The organism is Plantibacter cousiniae (nom. nud.) (assembly GCF_977070315.1).
The window spans coordinates 575,577-591,991 of record NZ_CDRVEU010000001.1 but is presented as its reverse complement, the minus strand read 5'-3'; the positions used below and the strand labels follow the sequence as shown (position 1 = coordinate 591,991).

At 59.9% G+C, this 16,415-nt stretch carries 13 protein-coding genes; 1 reads left to right on the top strand and 12 read right to left on the bottom strand.

What is annotated here, in order from left to right; all coding sequences use genetic code 11:
- Positions 1-29: 29 nt before the first annotated feature.
- Both fghA and ACW55A_RS02675 read right to left on the bottom strand, forming a co-directional pair.
- Positions 30-875, bottom strand: a complete 846-nt coding sequence (fghA, locus tag ACW55A_RS02680; protein ID WP_003364809.1) for an S-formylglutathione hydrolase — start codon at positions 873-875, stop codon at positions 30-32.
- 96 nt (positions 876-971) lie between these two features.
- Positions 972-2,084: an S-(hydroxymethyl)glutathione dehydrogenase/class III alcohol dehydrogenase gene (locus ACW55A_RS02675; RefSeq protein ID WP_003391047.1), complete on the bottom strand. Its 1,113-nt coding sequence runs from the start codon at positions 2,082-2,084 to the stop codon at positions 972-974.
- A 104-nt stretch (positions 2,085-2,188) separates the two neighbouring features.
- Between ACW55A_RS02675 and ACW55A_RS02670 the strand changes: the two genes are divergently transcribed.
- The gene (locus ACW55A_RS02670) at positions 2,189-3,085 is read left to right on the top strand and encodes a LysR family transcriptional regulator (protein ID WP_003433355.1); all 897 of its coding nucleotides are present in this window, start codon (positions 2,189-2,191) and stop codon (positions 3,083-3,085) included.
- Here ACW55A_RS02670 and ispD read toward each other — a convergent pair.
- From ispD to lpxB, 10 genes are all read right to left on the bottom strand, one after another.
- Positions 3,045-3,803: a 2-C-methyl-D-erythritol 4-phosphate cytidylyltransferase gene (ispD, locus tag ACW55A_RS02665; protein ID WP_003433358.1), complete on the bottom strand. Its 759-nt coding sequence runs from the start codon at positions 3,801-3,803 to the stop codon at positions 3,045-3,047. The genes ACW55A_RS02670 and ispD overlap by 41 nt on opposite strands.
- Positions 3,804-3,816: 13 nt before the next feature.
- Positions 3,817-4,095 carry a cell division protein FtsB gene (ftsB, locus tag ACW55A_RS02660; protein WP_003314315.1) on the bottom strand — a complete coding sequence of 93 codons (279 nt, stop codon included), beginning with the start codon at positions 4,093-4,095 and terminating at the stop codon, positions 3,817-3,819.
- A gap of 190 nt (positions 4,096-4,285) precedes the next feature.
- Entirely contained in the window at positions 4,286-5,572 is a 1,287-nt protein-coding gene (gene eno, locus ACW55A_RS02655; RefSeq protein ID WP_003364816.1) for a phosphopyruvate hydratase, read from the bottom strand.
- 139 nt (positions 5,573-5,711) lie between these two features.
- On the bottom strand, positions 5,712-6,557 hold the full coding sequence (gene kdsA, locus ACW55A_RS02650; protein WP_003314314.1) for a 3-deoxy-8-phosphooctulonate synthase: 846 nt from the start codon (positions 6,555-6,557) through the stop codon (positions 5,712-5,714).
- Positions 6,558-6,571: 14 nt separating this feature from the next.
- Entirely contained in the window at positions 6,572-8,203 is a 1,632-nt protein-coding gene (pyrG, locus tag ACW55A_RS02645; protein WP_003364819.1) for a CTP synthase, read from the bottom strand.
- A 263-nt stretch (positions 8,204-8,466) separates the two neighbouring features.
- Complete coding sequence (tilS, locus tag ACW55A_RS02640; RefSeq protein ID WP_455808858.1) at positions 8,467-9,804, bottom strand: tRNA lysidine(34) synthetase TilS; 1,338 nt, start codon at positions 9,802-9,804, stop codon at positions 8,467-8,469.
- A 135-nt stretch (positions 9,805-9,939) separates the two neighbouring features.
- Positions 9,940-10,887 carry an acetyl-CoA carboxylase carboxyl transferase subunit alpha gene (gene accA, locus ACW55A_RS02635; RefSeq protein ID WP_003364825.1) on the bottom strand — a complete coding sequence of 316 codons (948 nt, stop codon included), beginning with the start codon at positions 10,885-10,887 and terminating at the stop codon, positions 9,940-9,942.
- A gap of 128 nt (positions 10,888-11,015) precedes the next feature.
- Entirely contained in the window at positions 11,016-14,537 is a 3,522-nt protein-coding gene (dnaE, locus tag ACW55A_RS02630) for a DNA polymerase III subunit alpha (RefSeq protein ID WP_003433366.1), read from the bottom strand.
- A gap of 68 nt (positions 14,538-14,605) precedes the next feature.
- A complete protein-coding gene (gene rnhB / locus ACW55A_RS02625) occupies positions 14,606-15,262 on the bottom strand; it encodes a ribonuclease HII (RefSeq protein WP_080376792.1) in 657 nt (218 codons plus the stop codon).
- An 8-nt stretch (positions 15,263-15,270) separates the two neighbouring features.
- Positions 15,271-16,413: a lipid-A-disaccharide synthase gene (lpxB, locus tag ACW55A_RS02620; RefSeq protein ID WP_498810528.1), complete on the bottom strand. Its 1,143-nt coding sequence runs from the start codon at positions 16,411-16,413 to the stop codon at positions 15,271-15,273.
- Between the last annotated feature and the right edge of the window lie 2 nt (positions 16,414-16,415).

Below are 16,415 nucleotides of genomic sequence, written 5' to 3'. Positions count from 1 at the left end.
GGGCGTGATTCTACCTGCTTTGGCGCGCGTTAGCTGTTCAAGGCTGCAGCGTGATGCCTGAGATGGTCTTCGATGAAGCTGGCGATGAAGAAATAGCTGTGGTCGTAACCTGGCTGCATGCGCAGGGTCAGCGGGTAATCCGCAGCCTTGGCCGCCTGAACCAGCACCTCGGGTTTGAGCTGGTTGACCAGAAAATCATCACGATCGCCCTGATCGACCAGGGTCGGCAGCTTTTCGGACGCCTGCGCAATCAGCACGCTGGCATCCCACTCGCGCCAGCGAGAACGGTCTTCGCCCAGATAACGGGAGAATGCCTTTTGCCCCCAGGGGCAATCGATCGGATTACTGATCGGCGAAAACGCCGACACCGAGCGATAGCGGCCAGGATTGCGCAATGCGCAGACCAGCGCGCCGTGACCGCCCATCGAGTGGCCGCTGATACTGCGCACCTGCGACGCCGGGAAATGCCCCTCGATCAACGCCGGCAGTTCCTTGACCACGTAATCATGCATTTGGTAATGCCGCGCGTAAGGCTGCTCGGTAGCGTTAAGGTAGAAGCCCGCGCCCTGACCGAAGTCCCAGGCGCCGTCAGGGTCATCTGCCACGTCGGCACCGCGCGGACTGGTATCAGGCGCCACGATGATGATGCCCAGCTCGGCCGCCAGTCGATGGGCCGCTGCTTTCTGCATGAAGTTCTCATCCGTGCAGGTCAGGCCGGACAGCCAGTACAACACCGGCAGCTTGCCGCCCTGCTCCGCCTGTGGCGGCAGGTAGACGGCAAACACCATGTCGCAACCGAGCACTTGAGAATGATGCTTGTAGCGCTTGTGCCAGCCGCCGAAACTCTTTTGGCAGGAAATATTTTCCAAAGGCATAGGGTTTCCTCCAGTTGCAGGCGTCAAGCCTCAGGCTGCAGGCATGGACCAGAGCATCCTGCTTGCTGCTTGAAGCCGAGCGCCTGCCGCTGCTCCTTAAAAATGAATGACCGTGCGGATGCTTTTGCCTTCATGCATCAGGTCGAATGCCTTGTTGATGTCTTCCAGGCCCATGGTGTGGGTGATGAACGTATCCAGCGGGATTTCACCGGTCTGCGCCATGTCCACGTAGCTTGGCAATTCGGTACGACCACGCACGCCACCAAATGCCGAACCGCGCCAGACGCGCCCGGTCACCAGCTGGAACGGACGGGTAGCGATTTCCTGACCGGCACCGGCCACGCCGATGATGACCGACTCGCCCCAGCCCTTGTGGCAGGATTCCAGCGCTGCACGCATCAGTTGCACATTACCGATGCACTCAAACGAGAAGTCGACGCCGCCATCGGTCATGTCGACAATGACTTCCTGGATCGGACGGTCGAAATCCTTCGGATTGACGCAATCAGTCGCGCCCAGCTGTTTGGCGATTTCGAACTTGGCCGGGTTGATGTCGATGGCAATGATTCGAGCTGCCTTGGCTTTGACCGCACCGATCAATGCCGAGAGGCCAATACCGCCCAGGCCGAAGATGGCCACGGTATCGCCAGGCTTGACCTTGGCGGTGTTGAGCACCGCACCGATACCGGTGGTGACACCGCAACCCAGCAGGCAGACCTTTTCCAGCGGTGCCTGCTTGTCGATTTTGGCCACCGAGATTTCCGGCAGTACGGTGTACTCGGAGAAGGTCGATGTGCCCATGTAGTGGAAAATCGGCTCGCCCTTATAGGAAAAGCGCGTGGTGCCATCCGGCATCAGGCCTTTACCCTGAGTGGCACGAATCGCCTGACACAGGTTGGTCTTGCCCGAGCGGCAGAACTTGCACTGACGGCATTCCGGGGTGTACAGCGGAATCACGTGGTCGCCGACCATCACCGAGGTCACGCCCTCACCCACCGCTTCGACAATCGCACCGCCTTCGTGGCCGAGGATCGATGGGAAAATCCCTTCAGGGTCAGCCCCGGACAGGGTGTAGGCATCGGTGTGGCAGACGCCGGAGGCTACTACTCTGAGCAGCACTTCTCCCGCCTTGGGCATGGCGACATCGACTTCAACGATCTCCAATGGCTTTTTGGCTTCAAAAGCGACAGCAGCGCGCGACTTGATCATCAATCTTCTCCGACGGGTAAAAACAAGGATTGCAGTGTAGTACAGTGCCAATTGACGAGTAATGCGGCTAAAAGCAAAACATTAATGCTGTACAGGGATAATCGATGTACACCAATCGCTGGGAAGGTCTGGATGAGTTCGTTGCCGTTGCAGAATGCGGGCAGTTCACGGCGGCGGCTCAGCGGCTCGGGGTCTCCTCGTCGCATGTGAGCCGTCAAATCGTTCGTCTTGAAGAGCGCCTGCAGACCCGTCTGCTCTACCGCAGCACACGCAAGGTCGCGCTGACGGAAGCCGGGCAAACCTTTCTGCACCACTGCCAGCGCCTGCAGGACGGCCGCGAAGAAGCTCTGCGCGCCGTGGGCGATCTGGCCAGCGAACCGAAGGGATTGTTGCGCATGACCTGCGCGGTGGCCTATGGCGAGCGCTTCATCACGCCGCTGGTCACGCGTTTCATGGACGTTTACCCGCACCTGCGGGTCGATATCGAGCTGAGCAACGACACGCTGGACTTGGTTCATGAAGGCATGGACCTTGCGATTCGTCTTGGCCGGTTACAGGACTCGCGTCTGGTCGCGACCCGCCTCGCGCCACGTCAGATGTACCTGTGCGCTTCGCCGTCCTACATCGAGCGTTACGGCAGACCGCACAGCCTTTCGGAACTGAATCGCCATAATTGCCTGATCGGAGGCAGCGATACCTGGCAGCTTCAGCAGAACGGGCGTGAGTTTTCCCAGCGTGTACAAGGCAACTGGCGCTGTAACAGCGGCCAGGCCGTGCTGGATGCCGCACTGCACGGAGTCGGTTTGTGTCAGTTGCCGGATTACTACGTGCAGAAACATCTCAACGACGGCACGCTGGTTTCATTGCTGGAGGCGCATCAACCGCCCAACACTGCAGTATGGGCGCTCTATCCGCAGCAAAGGCACCTGTCACCCAAGGTGCGCAAGCTGGTGGATTATCTTAAGGAGGGGTTGGCGATGAGGGATGAGTATCGCCAGTAGCGGAAACCTGGCGCCCGAACTTGCTGCGGCGCTGGCGCAGCCACTCCAGGTCTTCGGGACGCGTGACCTTGATGTTGTCGGAACGTCCCTCGATCAGGCGTGGCGACTGCCCCGCCCACTCGATGGCCGATGCCTCATCGGTGATGCTGACGTTAGAGACCAGGCTGTCCGCCAGGGCTCGATGCAGGGCACCAAGACGAAACATCTGCGGCGTGAAGGCTTGCCAGATCAGGCTGCGATCCACTGTTTCCAGCACGCGACCGCTGCTGTCGGCACGTTTGAGCGTGTCGCGGGCCGGCACGGCCAGCAGGCCGCCGACAGGGTCATCGGCCAGTTCGCCAAGCAGATTGTCCAGATCGCTGCGCGCCAGGTTCGGACGCGCAGCGTCATGAACCAGCACCCAGTCATTGTCACTGGCGCCCTGCGCATGCAGGTGCAGCAACGCATTGAGTACCGAGCCTGAGCGCTCGCTGCCGCCGTCCACGCGCTGAATGCGAGTGTCATGCGCGCAGGGCAATGCAGCCCAGTAAGGGTCGTCCACAGCCAGACTGATCACCAACCCCTTGAGCCGAGGATGATCGAGAAAGCAAAGCAGGCTGTGTTCCAGAATTGTCAGGCCGCCCAGTGGCAGGTACTGCTTGGGACGGTCGGCTGCCATGCGAGCACCAATGCCCGCTGCAGGTATCACTGCCCAGAAGGCAGGAAGAAAGTCTTTCATCGCACCAACTTGATTATTGCGCGAGCTGGTAAAGGGTTTCGCCGTCCTTGACCATGCCCAATTCATGTCGGGCACGCTCTTCGACGGTTTCCAGACCTTTTTTCAATTCCATGACCTCGGCATCAAGCACGCGGTTGCGCTCCAGCAGCACCTGATTTTCAGCATGCTGGTCGGCAATCTGCTGAGTCAGGCTGGCCACTTGCGCAAGGCTTCCGTTACCGACCCAAAGGCGGTACTGCAAGCCAGCCAGCAACAGGAGCAGGACGAGGAACAACCAGTTAGGACTGCGCATTGAAATATCAGGTACCCAGTAAAAAAGACAGCAGAGCCAACGTGAACAACAAACGACTGAGGGCATTGAGCCTGACATAAGCCAGGCTCAATCACTCCAGATTACCGCGGAGCGTCAGCATCGGAGCTGCACGGGCAAGTCAGGGGACTCGAATCCGTGCAGCACTCTGCGTCTTTTTACCATCTATGGCTCAGCCGCGAAACTCGGCACGACCACGATACACAGCCTTGGAGCCCAATTGCTCCTCGATGCGCAGCAATTGGTTGTACTTGGACACGCGGTCGGAGCGGCACAGCGAACCGGTTTTGATCTGACCGGCAGAGGTGCCCACAGCCAGGTCGGCAATGGTCGAATCTTCGGTCTCGCCGGAACGGTGAGAGATGATCGCCGTGTAACCGGCAGCCTTGGCCATCTGAATGGCTTCCAGGGTTTCGGTCAGCGTACCGATCTGGTTGAACTTGATCAGGATCGAGTTGGCGATCTTCTTGTCGATGCCTTCCTTGAGGATCTTGGTGTTGGTCACGAACAGGTCGTCACCTACCAGCTGGGTTTTCTCGCCGATCTTGTCGGTGAGGATTTTCCAGCCATCCCAGTCGGACTCGTCCAGACCGTCTTCGATGGAAATGATCGGGTGCTTGCGAGTCAGCTCGGCAAGGTATTCGGCGAACTCGGCAGAGCTGTATTCGCCCTCTTCGCTCAGTTTGTACTTGCCGTTCTTGTAGAACTCGCTCGCTGCGCAGTCCAGCGCCAGGGTCACGTCGGTGCCCAGCGTATAACCCGCATTGGAAACAGCCTCGGCGATAGCGTCGAGCGCTTCCTTGTTGGATGCCAGGTTAGGCGCGAAGCCACCTTCGTCACCCACTGCGGTGTTCAGGCCACGCGCCTTGAGGACCGCCTTGAGGTGATGGAAAATCTCGGTGCCCCAGCGCAGGCCTTCAGCGAAGGACTTGGCGCCGACAGGCTGGATCATGAATTCCTGGATGTCGATGTTGTTATCGGCATGCTCGCCACCGTTGATGATGTTCATCATCGGCACCGGCATGGAGTACACGCCCGGTGTGCCATTGAGGTTGGCGATGTGCGCGTACAGCGGCAGGTCCTGATCCTGTGCCGCCGCCTTGGCAGCTGCCAGGGAGACCGCGAGGATGGCGTTTGCGCCCAGGCTTGCCTTGTTTTCGGTGCCGTCCAGCTCGATCATCGCGTGATCCAGCGCCTTCTGGTCGACCGGATCCTTGCCCAGAAGCAGGTCACGGATAGGGCCATTGATGTTGGCCACAGCTTTCAGAACGCCCTTGCCCATGTAACGGCTCTTGTCGCCATCACGCAGCTCCAGCGCTTCGCGCGAGCCGGTTGAAGCACCGGACGGCGCGCAGGCGCTGCCGATGATGCCGTTATCGAGGAGCACATCTGCTTCCACGGTGGGATTGCCACGGGAGTCGAGAACTTCACGACCTTTGATGTCGACGATTTTTGCCATTGTTGTAAACACTCCAAGATTGACGAAAACGACGCAGCTGGGAAAACAATGCTCGCAATCAGACGCAGGAAAAGGCAGGTCTGAATGCGACAACCCCGTCACGAATGACGGGGAACGGCACTTTACCGGAGAACCCTGTTCAAGCGGTCTCTACGATCGGAAAACTCTTTACAAGTTCATCCAGGGACTTGAGTTGGGCCAGAAACGGCTCGAGCTTGTCCAGACGCAGGGCACATGGCCCGTCGCATTTGGCGTTGTCAGGATCCGGATGGGCTTCAAGGAACAGACCGGCCAGATTCTGACTGATACCGGCCTTGGCAAGATCCAGCACCTGGGCGCGGCGCCCGCCCGCAGAATCGGAACGACCGCCCGGCATCTGCAGGGCATGGGTCACGTCGAACAGTATCGGGTACTCGAACTGCTTCATGATGCCAAAGCCAAGCATGTCCACGACCAGATTGTTGTAACCGAAGCTGGAGCCCCGCTCACAGAGAATCAACTGATCGTTCCCCGCCTCTTCGCACTTGGTCAGGATGTGTTTCATTTCCTGGGGTGCAAGGAACTGGGCTTTCTTGATGTTGATGACTGCACCGGTTTTCGCCATCGCGACGACCAGATCGGTCTGCCGCGACAGGAAAGCCGGCAGTTGAATGATGTCGCAGACTTCGGCCACCACGGCGGCCTGATGAGGCTCGTGAACATCGGTGATCAGCGGCACGTTGAAGGTGCGCTTGATCTCTTCGAAAATACGCATGCCTTCTTCAAGGCCCGGCCCACGGTAGGAGTTCACCGAAGAGCGGTTGGCCTTGTCGAAGCTGGCCTTGAACACGTAAGGGATACCGAGCTTTTCGGTGACCTTTACGTATTCTTCACAGACCTGCATGGCCATATCCCGGGATTCGAGTACGTTCATGCCGCCGAACAGCACCATTGGCTTGTCGTTGGCGATCTCGATCGAACCTACGCGGATGATTTTCTGAGCCATGTCTGCAGTCCCTGTCAGGAATTTTTCTGATGTTGAGCCAATGCCGCCTTGACGAAGCCGCTGAACAGCGGATGACCGTCACGGGGCGTTGAGGTGAATTCCGGGTGGAACTGGCAAGCGACGAACCATGGATGATCCGGTGCTTCGACCACTTCAACCAGTGCGCCATCGCCCGAGCGGCCGGAGATCTTCAGGCCCGCCTCGATCAGTTGCGGCAACAGATTGTTGTTCACTTCATAGCGATGACGATGACGTTCGACGATCACGTCCTTGGTGTAGCAATCGTGGACCAGCGAACCGGCTTCAAGCTGGCACTCTTGTGCGCCCAGACGCATGGTGCCGCCCAGATCGGAGCTTTCGGTACGGGTTTCGACTGCACCGGTGGCGTCTTCCCATTCGGTGATCAGACCCACTACAGCGTGTGCGCTGGTACGGTCGAACTCGGTGGAGTTGGCGTCTTTCCAGCCCAGCACGTTGCGCGCGAACTCGATGACCGCGACCTGCATGCCCAGGCAGATGCCGAGGTACGGAACCTTGTTCTCACGGGCGAACTGAACGGCAGTGATCTTGCCTTCGACGCCGCGCAGACCGAAGCCACCCGGAACCAGGATCGCGTCCACGCCTTCCAGCAGGCCGGTGCCCTGGTTTTCAATGTCTTCAGAGTCGATGTAGCGCAGGTTGACCTTGGTGCGATTGGTGATACCGGCGTGGCTCATGGCTTCGATCAACGACTTGTAGGCGTCGAGCAGCTCCATGTACTTGCCGACCATCGCGATAGTCACTTCGTGTTCCGGGTTGAGCTTGGCGTCGACAACCTTGTCCCATTCGGACAGGTCGGCACCACCACATTGCAGACCGAAGCGCTCGACCACAAAATCGTCCAGGCCTTGCGAATGCAGAATGCCCGGGATCTTGTAGATGGTGTCCGCGTCTTCGAGGGCGATGACCGCACGCTCTTCGACGTTGGTGAACTGAGCGATCTTGCGACGCGAGGAAACGTCGATCGGGTGATCGGAGCGGCAGACCAGCACATCAGGCTGCAGGCCGATGGAGCGCAGTTCCTTCACCGAATGCTGGGTCGGCTTGGTCTTGGTCTCGCCGGCAGTAGCGATGTACGGCACCAGCGTCAGGTGCATCAGCATTGCGCGGCGTGCGCCGACTTCGAAACGCAACTGGCGGATGGCTTCAAGGAACGGTTGGGACTCGATGTCGCCTACGGTACCGCCGATCTCGACCAGCGCCACATCGGCATCGCCTGCACCCTTGATGATACGGCGCTTGATTTCATCGGTGATGTGCGGGATGACCTGAATGGTCGCGCCCAGGTAATCACCACGGCGCTCTTTGCGCAGGACGTGCTCGTACACACGGCCGGTGGTGAAGTTGTTGTTCTGGGTCATGGTGGTGCGGATGAACCGCTCGTAGTGACCAAGGTCCAGGTCGGTCTCGGCGCCGTCGTGAGTGACGAACACCTCACCGTGCTGGAACGGGCTCATGGTGCCTGGGTCCACGTTGATGTAGGGATCCAGTTTGAGCATGGTGACCTTGAGTCCCCGCGCCTCCAGGATGGCCGCCAATGAAGCCGAGGCAATGCCTTTCCCCAATGAAGAAACAACACCGCCCGTGACGAAGATGTAGCGCGTCATGAAAAACCCTAGAAGTCTGCGTTAAAGCGGTCAGAGCCGCCGGGGATAGCGAAGGAAGGCCGAAGCCCCCGATTACCGACAAAATTCACGGTGCACTCCCGAAACTGCTGCGTTGAAACCGACCGGCCGAAGCCAGTGTGGTGTGCGCTACATTTTAAGAATTACCCAGTAAATACTGGTTGGTAACCGGCAACTCATGTCGTTTCAAAAGAACCGACAGAAGCTGTATCAAGAAGGGAGCGTAGTCTACCTGAAAGGGCCTTTCAGCTCAAACTTTGGTCGCCGGTCGGCGCAACCCAGCGCAAACGCCAGTTTTCATTGGGCGAACCGTCCAGTCCAGGCAGGTTGGCGACGGCCAGCAGCACGTTATCGAGGTAGAGCAGCGGCAATCTGCCGCGCAGAAACGCCGGTACTGACTGCTCGTTGAGCAGGCGCTTGAGATCACGGCTGCCACGCCCGTCCAGGCGTAACACTTCACCGCCCTGCCGATAGCGGACTTGCAGACACCCCGACGGCGCGTCGCCTTCCAGAACCACGCGGCCATTGCCGGGCAAGTCCAGCGCCACACCAGGGTCCGTCCAGTCCATTGCCTGATGACAGAGCGGCTCCCAGGCAGCCGGCACCCACCAGATGCAGCCCTGCGCCCTGTGCAACGTTCCATCGGCGAGCCGCCACAGCGGACCCGCGTCCTGCGCCGCATCGCGCAACGCCTCCCAGCCAGCCCAGTGATCGGTGTCCGGCAGACGCGTCAGTGGCGCAAGCCAATGACGCACTGCATTGCGCTGCCGGGCTGCGGACAAAGCGGCAATCGGCCCGAGACTCAACACCGGCAGGCCAACCCAGCCGAACGACGTAGCCGCCTGAGCATTGGCAATATCCTGCAGCGCAAGCTCATCGAGCAATTGCTGCGCTTCGCCGAGGTGGTGTGCGGTACGTGCCAGACTGGCGGCTGCCTGCGGCCATCTGGAGGTCAGCAACGGCAGTACCTGATTGCGCAGAAAATTGCGCGAAAACTGCTGATCGTCATTGCTGGGATCTTCGATCCAGCTCAGTCCATGTCGATGCGCGTAATCTTCCAGCTGCATACGCGACACATCCAGCAGCGGCCTCAGCAGATGCCCACGGCCCAGCACTCGCTGATCGGGCATGGCAGCCAGACCACGCACGCCTGCGCCGCGCAGCAGACGGAACAGCAGGGTCTCGGCCTGATCATCGCGATGCTGCCCCGTCAGCAGCACCTCGCCCTCACCAAGCCGCTCAGTGAAGACGCTGTAACGCGCCTGACGGGCAGCCTGCTCGAGACTTGCAGCGGGCTCGACCTGAACGCGAACAGACTCGAATGCCACGCCGAGCGCCTTGCAGACCTGCTGACAATGCTCTGGCCAGGCATCGGCAGCGGTCTGCAGACCGTGGTGCACATGGATTGCGTTGAGCGCAGGCAGGGTTTCGCGGTCGGCGAGTTCAGCCAGAAGATGCAAAAGCACGGTTGAGTCGAGGCCGCCGGAGAAACCGACATGCCAGACAGGCGCATTGCGCCAGGGGGCCAGAACTTGAAGAAGCCTGACAGAAAGATCATGACCGGCGCGTGATGGAGTGGTCATGGGTGTTTTTCACCGGTCTGGCGGGTTCGCACACTAAACGCTTCAGTGCTCAAGCCAGTCCTTTCGCGAACAGGTTCGCTCCCACGCCTTCCGGGCACAAGCCCGCAAGACGTGGAAGCAATCGGGCGACGCAGCTTACAGACCGTAGCTCATCAAGCGGTCATAACGGCGGGCCAGCAGCTCATCGTTATCGAACTCCTTGAGCATCGCCAGCTGACTGCTCAACTCTTCGCGAATCAAGGCAGCGGCGGCGACCGGATCACGATGCGCGCCACCCAGTGGTTCGGCGATGACCTTGTCGACGATACCCAGGCCTTTCAGGCGGTCAGCGGTGATGCCCATGGCTTCGGCAGCATCCGGTGCCTTCTCGGCGGTTTTCCACAGAATCGACGCGCAGCCTTCCGGAGAGATTACCGCGTAGGTCGAATACTGCAGCATGTTCAACTGGTCGCATACGCCAATCGCCAGCGCACCACCGGAACCGCCTTCACCGATAACAGTAGCGATGATCGGGGTCTTGAGACGGGCCATCACACGCAGGTTCCAGGCAATTGCCTCGCTCTGGTTGCGCTCTTCCGCGTCGATACCAGGATAGGCGCCCGGCGTATCGATAAAGGTCAGGATCGGCATCTTGAAGCGCTCGGCCATTTCCATCAGGCGGCAGGCCTTGCGATAGCCTTCGGGGCGCGGCATGCCGAAGTTGCGACGAACCTTCTCGCGCACTTCCCGGCCTTTCTGATGACCGATAACCATGACTGGCTGGTTGTCGAGACGGGCAATACCGCCGACGATCGCCGCATCATCGGAGAAATGCCGATCACCGTGCAGCTCATCGAACTCGGTAAAGATGTTTTCGATGTAGTCCAGCGTGTAGGGACGACGCGGATGGCGCGCCATGCGCGCGATCTGCCAGCTGGTCAGGTTGCCGAAGATGCTTTCGGTGAGCGTCTTGCTCTTGTCTTGCAGCCGGGAGATCTCGTCGCCGATGTTCAGCGAGTTGTCATTACCCACCAAGCGCAGTTCTTCGATTTTGGCCTGCAAGTCAGCGATAGGCTGTTCGAAATCAAGAAAATTCGGGTTCATAGGCATCCGTCTTGGGTCGACGGCCAAGAGGCCGGCCGGTTGATCCGTCTGCGCCGTTCCTGTTCGGAACCGGCGCGTTCAGGTCGAAATTGAAATTCAGGGTTGAGCGCAAGTCGAGCCTGCGACGTTCAACGATACTGGAGAAAGACGTTCTCACGTCCGAACTGGTCACGCAGAGCTTGAATCAAGCTGTCCGCAGGATCAATCCGCCATGCTTCTCCCAATTGCAGCAATGCGCGGGCGTCCTGCCCCGTGTAGTCCACCGTGATCGGACAGGCACCGCGATGGCGCTTGCACAGATCGCCCAGCCAGCGCAGCCGGTCGCCCTTGAGCGCTTCGGCACGCACCGTCACACGCAGGCTCTCGGCCAGATTGGTGCGGGCATCCTCGATACTCATGACACGCTTGGCCCGCAGGCGCAGCCCACCGGAGAAGTCATCATTACTGACTTCGCCCTCGACCACCACCATAGCATCGGTCTGCAACAGTGACTGAGCCGAATGAAACGCTTCGGCAAACAGCGACGCCTCGATGCGCGCCGAGCGATCGTCCAGGGTAATGAACCCCATCTTGTCGCCCTTCTTGTTCTTCATGACGCGCAGGGCAATGATCAGGCCTGCGACCGTCTGGGTGTCTCTTGCGGGCTTGAGATCAATGATCCGTTGCCGAGCGAAACGGCGGATCTCGCCTTCATATTCATCGATCGGGTGCCCGGTCAGGTACAGCCCCAGGGTTTCCTTTTCACCACGCAGACGATCCTTGAGGCTCAGCTCACGGGTCTTGCGATGATTCGCATAAACATCGGCGTCCGCTTCGACGAACAGGCCGCCGAACAGGTCCGAGTGACCACTGTCGCGACTGCGCGCTGTCTGCTCGGCAGCCTGAATGGCCTCTTCCAGCGCCGCAAGCAACACCGAACGGTTACGATCGATGTTGGCCTGATAAGCCTTGGGCTCGAGTTCGAAGTACGGCCCGAGACGATCCAGCGCACCGCTGCGAATCAGGCCATCCAGCGTTCGCTTGTTGACGCGCTTGAGGTCGACGCGGGCGCAGAAGTCGAACAAGTCCTTGAACGGCCCGTTCTGGCGCGCATCGGTAATCGCCTCGACCGGCCCCTCGCCTACGCCCTTGATCGCGCCAAGGCCATAAAGAATGCGGCCATCGTCACTCACCGTGAACTTGAACTCCGAGGTGTTCACGTCCGGCGCGTCGAGGCGCAGCTTCATCGTGCGCACTTCTTCGATCAAGGTCACGACCTTGTCGGTGTTGTGCATATCCGCCGACAACACCGCCGCCATGAACGGCGCCGGGTAGTGAGTCTTCAACCAGGCAGTCTGGTACGACACCAGCCCGTAGGCCGCGGAGTGGGACTTGTTGAAACCGTAACCGGCGAATTTTTCCACCAGGTCGAAGATGTTACCGGCCAGGTCCGGGTCGATGTTATTGGTCTTGCAGCCATCGATGAAACCACCGCGCTGCTTGGCCATTTCCTCGGGCTTTTTCTTGCCCATTGCGCGACGCAGCATGTCCGCACCGCCAAGGGTGTAACCGGCCATGACCTGAGCGATCTGCATCACCTGTTCCTGATACAGGATAATGCCGTAGGTCGGTGCGAGTACCGGCTTGAGGCCTTCGTACTGGTAATCGACGTGCGGATAGGACAGCTCGGCGCGACCGTGCTTACGGTTGATGAAGTCGTCCACCATGCCCGATTGCAGCGGGCCGGGGCGGAACAACGCCACCAGTGCGATCAAGTCTTCCAGACAGTCGGGCTTGAGCTTTTTGATCAGCTCTTTCATGCCGCGCGACTCGAGCTGGAACACCGCCGTGGTCTCGGCGCGCTGCAGCAACTGATAGGTCGGCATGTCGTCGAGCGGGATGAACGCGATGTCCAGCGGTTCTTCGTTGACCTTGGCGCGGTCGCGGTTGATGGTCTTGAGTGCCCAGTCGATGATGGTCAGGGTACGCAGACCGAGGAAGTCGAACTTCACCAGCCCCGCAGCCTCGACATCGTCCTTGTCGAACTGGGTCACCAGACCGTCACCGGCCTCGTCGCAATAGATCGGCGAGAAGTCGGTCAGCTTGGTCGGGGCAATTACCACACCACCGGCGTGCTTACCGACGTTACGCACGATGCCTTCGAGCTTGAGCGCCATCTCCCAGATTTCCGCAGCTTCCTCATCCACCTTGAGGAAATCGCGAAGAATCTCTTCCTGCTCGTAGGCTTTTTCGAGGGTCATGCCGACTTCGAACGGGATCATCTTCGACAGACGATCCGCCAGCCCGTAAGACTTGCCCTGCACCCGCGCCACGTCACGCACCACCGCCTTGGCGGCCATGGAACCGAAGGTGATGATCTGGCTGACCGCGTTGCGACCGTACTTCTCGGCCACATACTCGATCACCCGGTCACGACCATCCATGCAGAAGTCGACGTCGAAGTCGGGCATGGACACCCGTTCCGGGTTCAGGAAGCGTTCGAACAGCAGGTCGTATTCCAGCGGGTCGAGGTCGGTGATCTTCTGCACATAGGCAACCAGCGAGCCGGCCCCCGAACCACGACCCGGCCCCACCGGTACGCCGTTGCTCTTGGCCCACTGGATGAAGTCCATCACGATCAGAAAGTAACCGGGGAAGCCCATCTGGATAATGATATCCAGTTCGAAATTCAGCCGGTCGACATACACCTGACGCCTGGCTTCGTAATCTTCGGTCGTGTCCTTGGGCAACAGGACTGCAAGACGCTCCTCCAGGCCATCGAAGGAGACCTTGCGGAAATACTCATCGATGGTCATGCCATCGGGAATCGGGAAGTTGGGCAGGAAGTGCGTGCCCAGCTTGACGTCGATGTTGCAGCGCTTGGCAATCTCGACGGTGTTTTCCAGCGCTTCCGGCAGGTCGCTGAACAGCTCGGCCATTTCTTCCGGGCTTTTCAGGTATTGCTGATCGCTGTAATTGTGCGAGCGACGCGGGTCGTCCAGCGCACGGCCTTCACCGATGCATACGCGGGTTTCGTGGGCTTCGAAATCGGCCTGTTTGATGAAGCGCACATCATTGGTCGCCACCAACGGCGCGCCGTGACGCTCGGCCAGGGCCACCGCAGCGTGCAGGTGTTCTTCGTCATTGGCGCGGTTGGTACGCTGCACTTCGATGTAGAAGCGGTCAGGAAAGACTTCCAGCCACTCGCGCAACAGTTCGTCGGCCTCCCCCGGATTGCCGCCGAGCAAGGCCATGCCGATCTCGCCTTCCTTGGCCGCGGAAAGCGCAATCACGCCTTCGCTGGCCTGCGCGACCCACTGGCGCTGAATGACGATCTGACCGTTGCGCTGGCCTTCGATAAAGCCTCGGGAAATCAGCTCGGTCAGGTTGCGGTAGCCCTGGGCATTCATGGCCAGCAGGCTGATGCGGCTGAGCGCGGCATCTTCGTCCCTGCCTGCCAGCCATAGGTCGACGCCACAGATCGGCTTGATGCCGGAGCCTTGGGCGGCCTTGTAGAACTTGACCAGCGAACACATGTTGTTCTGGTCGGTCACCGCCACGGCGGGCATGTTCATGCCGGTCAGCGCCTTGATCAACGGTTTGACCCGGACCAGACCGTCAACCAGAGAATATTCGGTGTGCAGGCGTAGATGAACGAAAGAAGCCGGCATGGTGATCCTATAAAACGCGAAAATACAAAAAACGAAGGGCAGGATTGTAGCTGGCCCGGAGTGAAACGTCAGTCCTGCAGCAAACCGGCTGACAACGGAAGCGAGCCGCCGAGCATTAGCGTGGCGCGCGCTTCATGGGCTGCACGCACCGGAGCGAAGGAACGCCGATGAATGGGCGTAGGCCCAAGCCGGGCCAGTGCCTCCAGATGCACCGGCGTAGGATAACCCTTGTGCCCACCGATGCCATAACCCGGATAGATGAGTTCAAACGCCGCCATTTCCCGGTCCCGGCTTACCTTGGCGAGAATCGATGCGGCGGCGATGGCGGGTACCTTGGAGTCACCCTTTACCACCGGCGCCGAAGGCACCGACAACTGCGGGCAGCGGTTGCCGTCGATAAGCGCCAGTCTGGGCGTGATACTCAACCCTTCGACGGCGCGCTGCATGGCCAGCATCGTGGCGTGCAGGATATTCAACTGGTCGATCTCTTCGACTTCAGCCCTGGCGATGAACCAGCACAGGGCTTTCTCCTGAATTTCGACGTAGAGCTTTTCGCGCCTGGCTTCGGTCAGTTTCTTCGAGTCATTGAGACCGAGAATGGGCCTGGTCGGATCGAGAATGACGGCGGCGGTTACCACTGCACCGCACAGCGGACCGCGACCCACTTCATCGACACCCGCCACCAGGTCCTCGACGAGGGTAAAATCCAGACCTGTTTGCATCATGGGCGACCTCACAGTGAAGGCGACCGTCCGAGCAGGCTCAATACCGCATCGGCGGCCTGATTGGACGCATCGCGGCGCAGAACCCGGTGAATAGCGTCAAAACCGGCGGTCTGCTCGCGACCGTCTTCGATCAATGGCAGCAGCGTACGCGCCAGGGCTTCTGGCGTAGCGTCGTCCTGCAGCAGTTCAGGCACCAGCAGACGCTGGGCCAGCAGGTTCGGCAGCGACACATAAGGGCTCTTGACCATTCGCTTGAGTATCCAGAAGGTCAGCGGCGCCAGGCGGTAGGCAACCACCATGGGACGCTTGTAAAGCAGCGCTTCCAGGGTCGCCGTGCCGGAGGCGATCAGTACCGCATCACAGGCGGCCAGAGCAACGTGCGACTGGCCGTCGAGCAGCGTGACGGGCAAATCACGACCCTGCAGCAACTGTTCCACCTGAGCCCGCCGCTGCGGGCTGGCGCACGGCAGTACGAAGCGCAGGCCCGGGCGCCCGGCAAGCAACAGTTCGGCCGTGTCGAAAAACAATGCGCCCAGACGCCCCACTTCACCGCCCCGGCTGCCCGGCATCAATGCCACAACCGGCGTATCCTGCGCGAATCCCAGGCCAGCGCGAGCACCTGCACGATCGGACTCCAGGGGGATGGTGTCTGCCAGCGGATGCCCGACGAAGCGCATCGGTACGCCCTGCTCTTCGTAGAAACGCGCCTCGAACGGCAACAGGGTCAGCATCAGATCACAGCCTTCACGAATCTTCAGCACACGCTTCTGGCGCCAGGCCCAGACTGAGGGGCTGACGTAGTGCACGGTCTTGATGCCGGCGCGACGCAGCTGAAGTTCGATATTGAGCGTGAAATCAGGGGCGTCGATGCCGATGAAGACGTCCGGCTTTTCAGTGATCAGGGTCTGGACCAACAGCTTGCGCCGGGCCAGCAGCTCGCGCAGTCGCCCGAGCACTTCAACCAGCCCCATCACCGACAGGCGTTCCATCGGGAAGGAGGACTGCATGCCTTCGGCTTCCATCAACGGACCGCCGACACCGATGAAGCGGATATCGGGATGGCGCACCTTGAGGGCACGCATCAAACCGGATCCGAGGATATCGCCGGATGCTTCACCCGCGACCAGAGCGATACAGAGTGGACTGGTCATGA

Excerpts from the sequence above, each read along its gene's own strand:
- ispD (WP_003433358.1), bottom strand. The coding sequence starts at position 3,803 with ATGAAAGACTTTCTTCCTGCCTTCTGGGCAGTGATACCTGCAGCGGGC.
- eno (WP_003364816.1), bottom strand. The coding sequence starts at position 5,572 with ATGGCAAAAATCGTCGACATCAAAGGTCGTGAAGTTCTCGACTCCCGT.
- tilS (WP_455808858.1), bottom strand. The coding sequence starts at position 9,804 with ATGACCACTCCATCACGCGCCGGTCATGATCTTTCTGTCAGGCTTCTT.
- dnaE (WP_003433366.1), bottom strand. The coding sequence starts at position 14,537 with ATGCCGGCTTCTTTCGTTCATCTACGCCTGCACACCGAATATTCTCTG.
- fghA (WP_003364809.1), bottom strand. The coding sequence starts at position 875 with ATGCCTTTGGAAAATATTTCCTGCCAAAAGAGTTTCGGCGGCTGGCAC.
- rnhB (WP_080376792.1), bottom strand. The coding sequence starts at position 15,262 with ATGATGCAAACAGGTCTGGATTTTACCCTCGTCGAGGACCTGGTGGCG.
- accA (WP_003364825.1), bottom strand. The coding sequence starts at position 10,887 with ATGAACCCGAATTTTCTTGATTTCGAACAGCCTATCGCTGACTTGCAG.
- lpxB (WP_498810528.1), bottom strand. The coding sequence starts at position 16,413 with ATGACCAGTCCACTCTGTATCGCTCTGGTCGCGGGTGAAGCATCCGGC.
- kdsA (WP_003314314.1), bottom strand. The coding sequence starts at position 6,557 with ATGGCTCAGAAAATCATCCGCGTAGGTTCGATCGAGATCGCCAACGAC.
- ACW55A_RS02675 (WP_003391047.1), bottom strand. The coding sequence starts at position 2,084 with ATGATCAAGTCGCGCGCTGCTGTCGCTTTTGAAGCCAAAAAGCCATTG.
- ftsB (WP_003314315.1), bottom strand. The coding sequence starts at position 4,095 with ATGCGCAGTCCTAACTGGTTGTTCCTCGTCCTGCTCCTGTTGCTGGCT.
- ACW55A_RS02670 (WP_003433355.1), top strand. The coding sequence starts at position 2,189 with ATGTACACCAATCGCTGGGAAGGTCTGGATGAGTTCGTTGCCGTTGCA.
- pyrG (WP_003364819.1), bottom strand. The coding sequence starts at position 8,203 with ATGACGCGCTACATCTTCGTCACGGGCGGTGTTGTTTCTTCATTGGGG.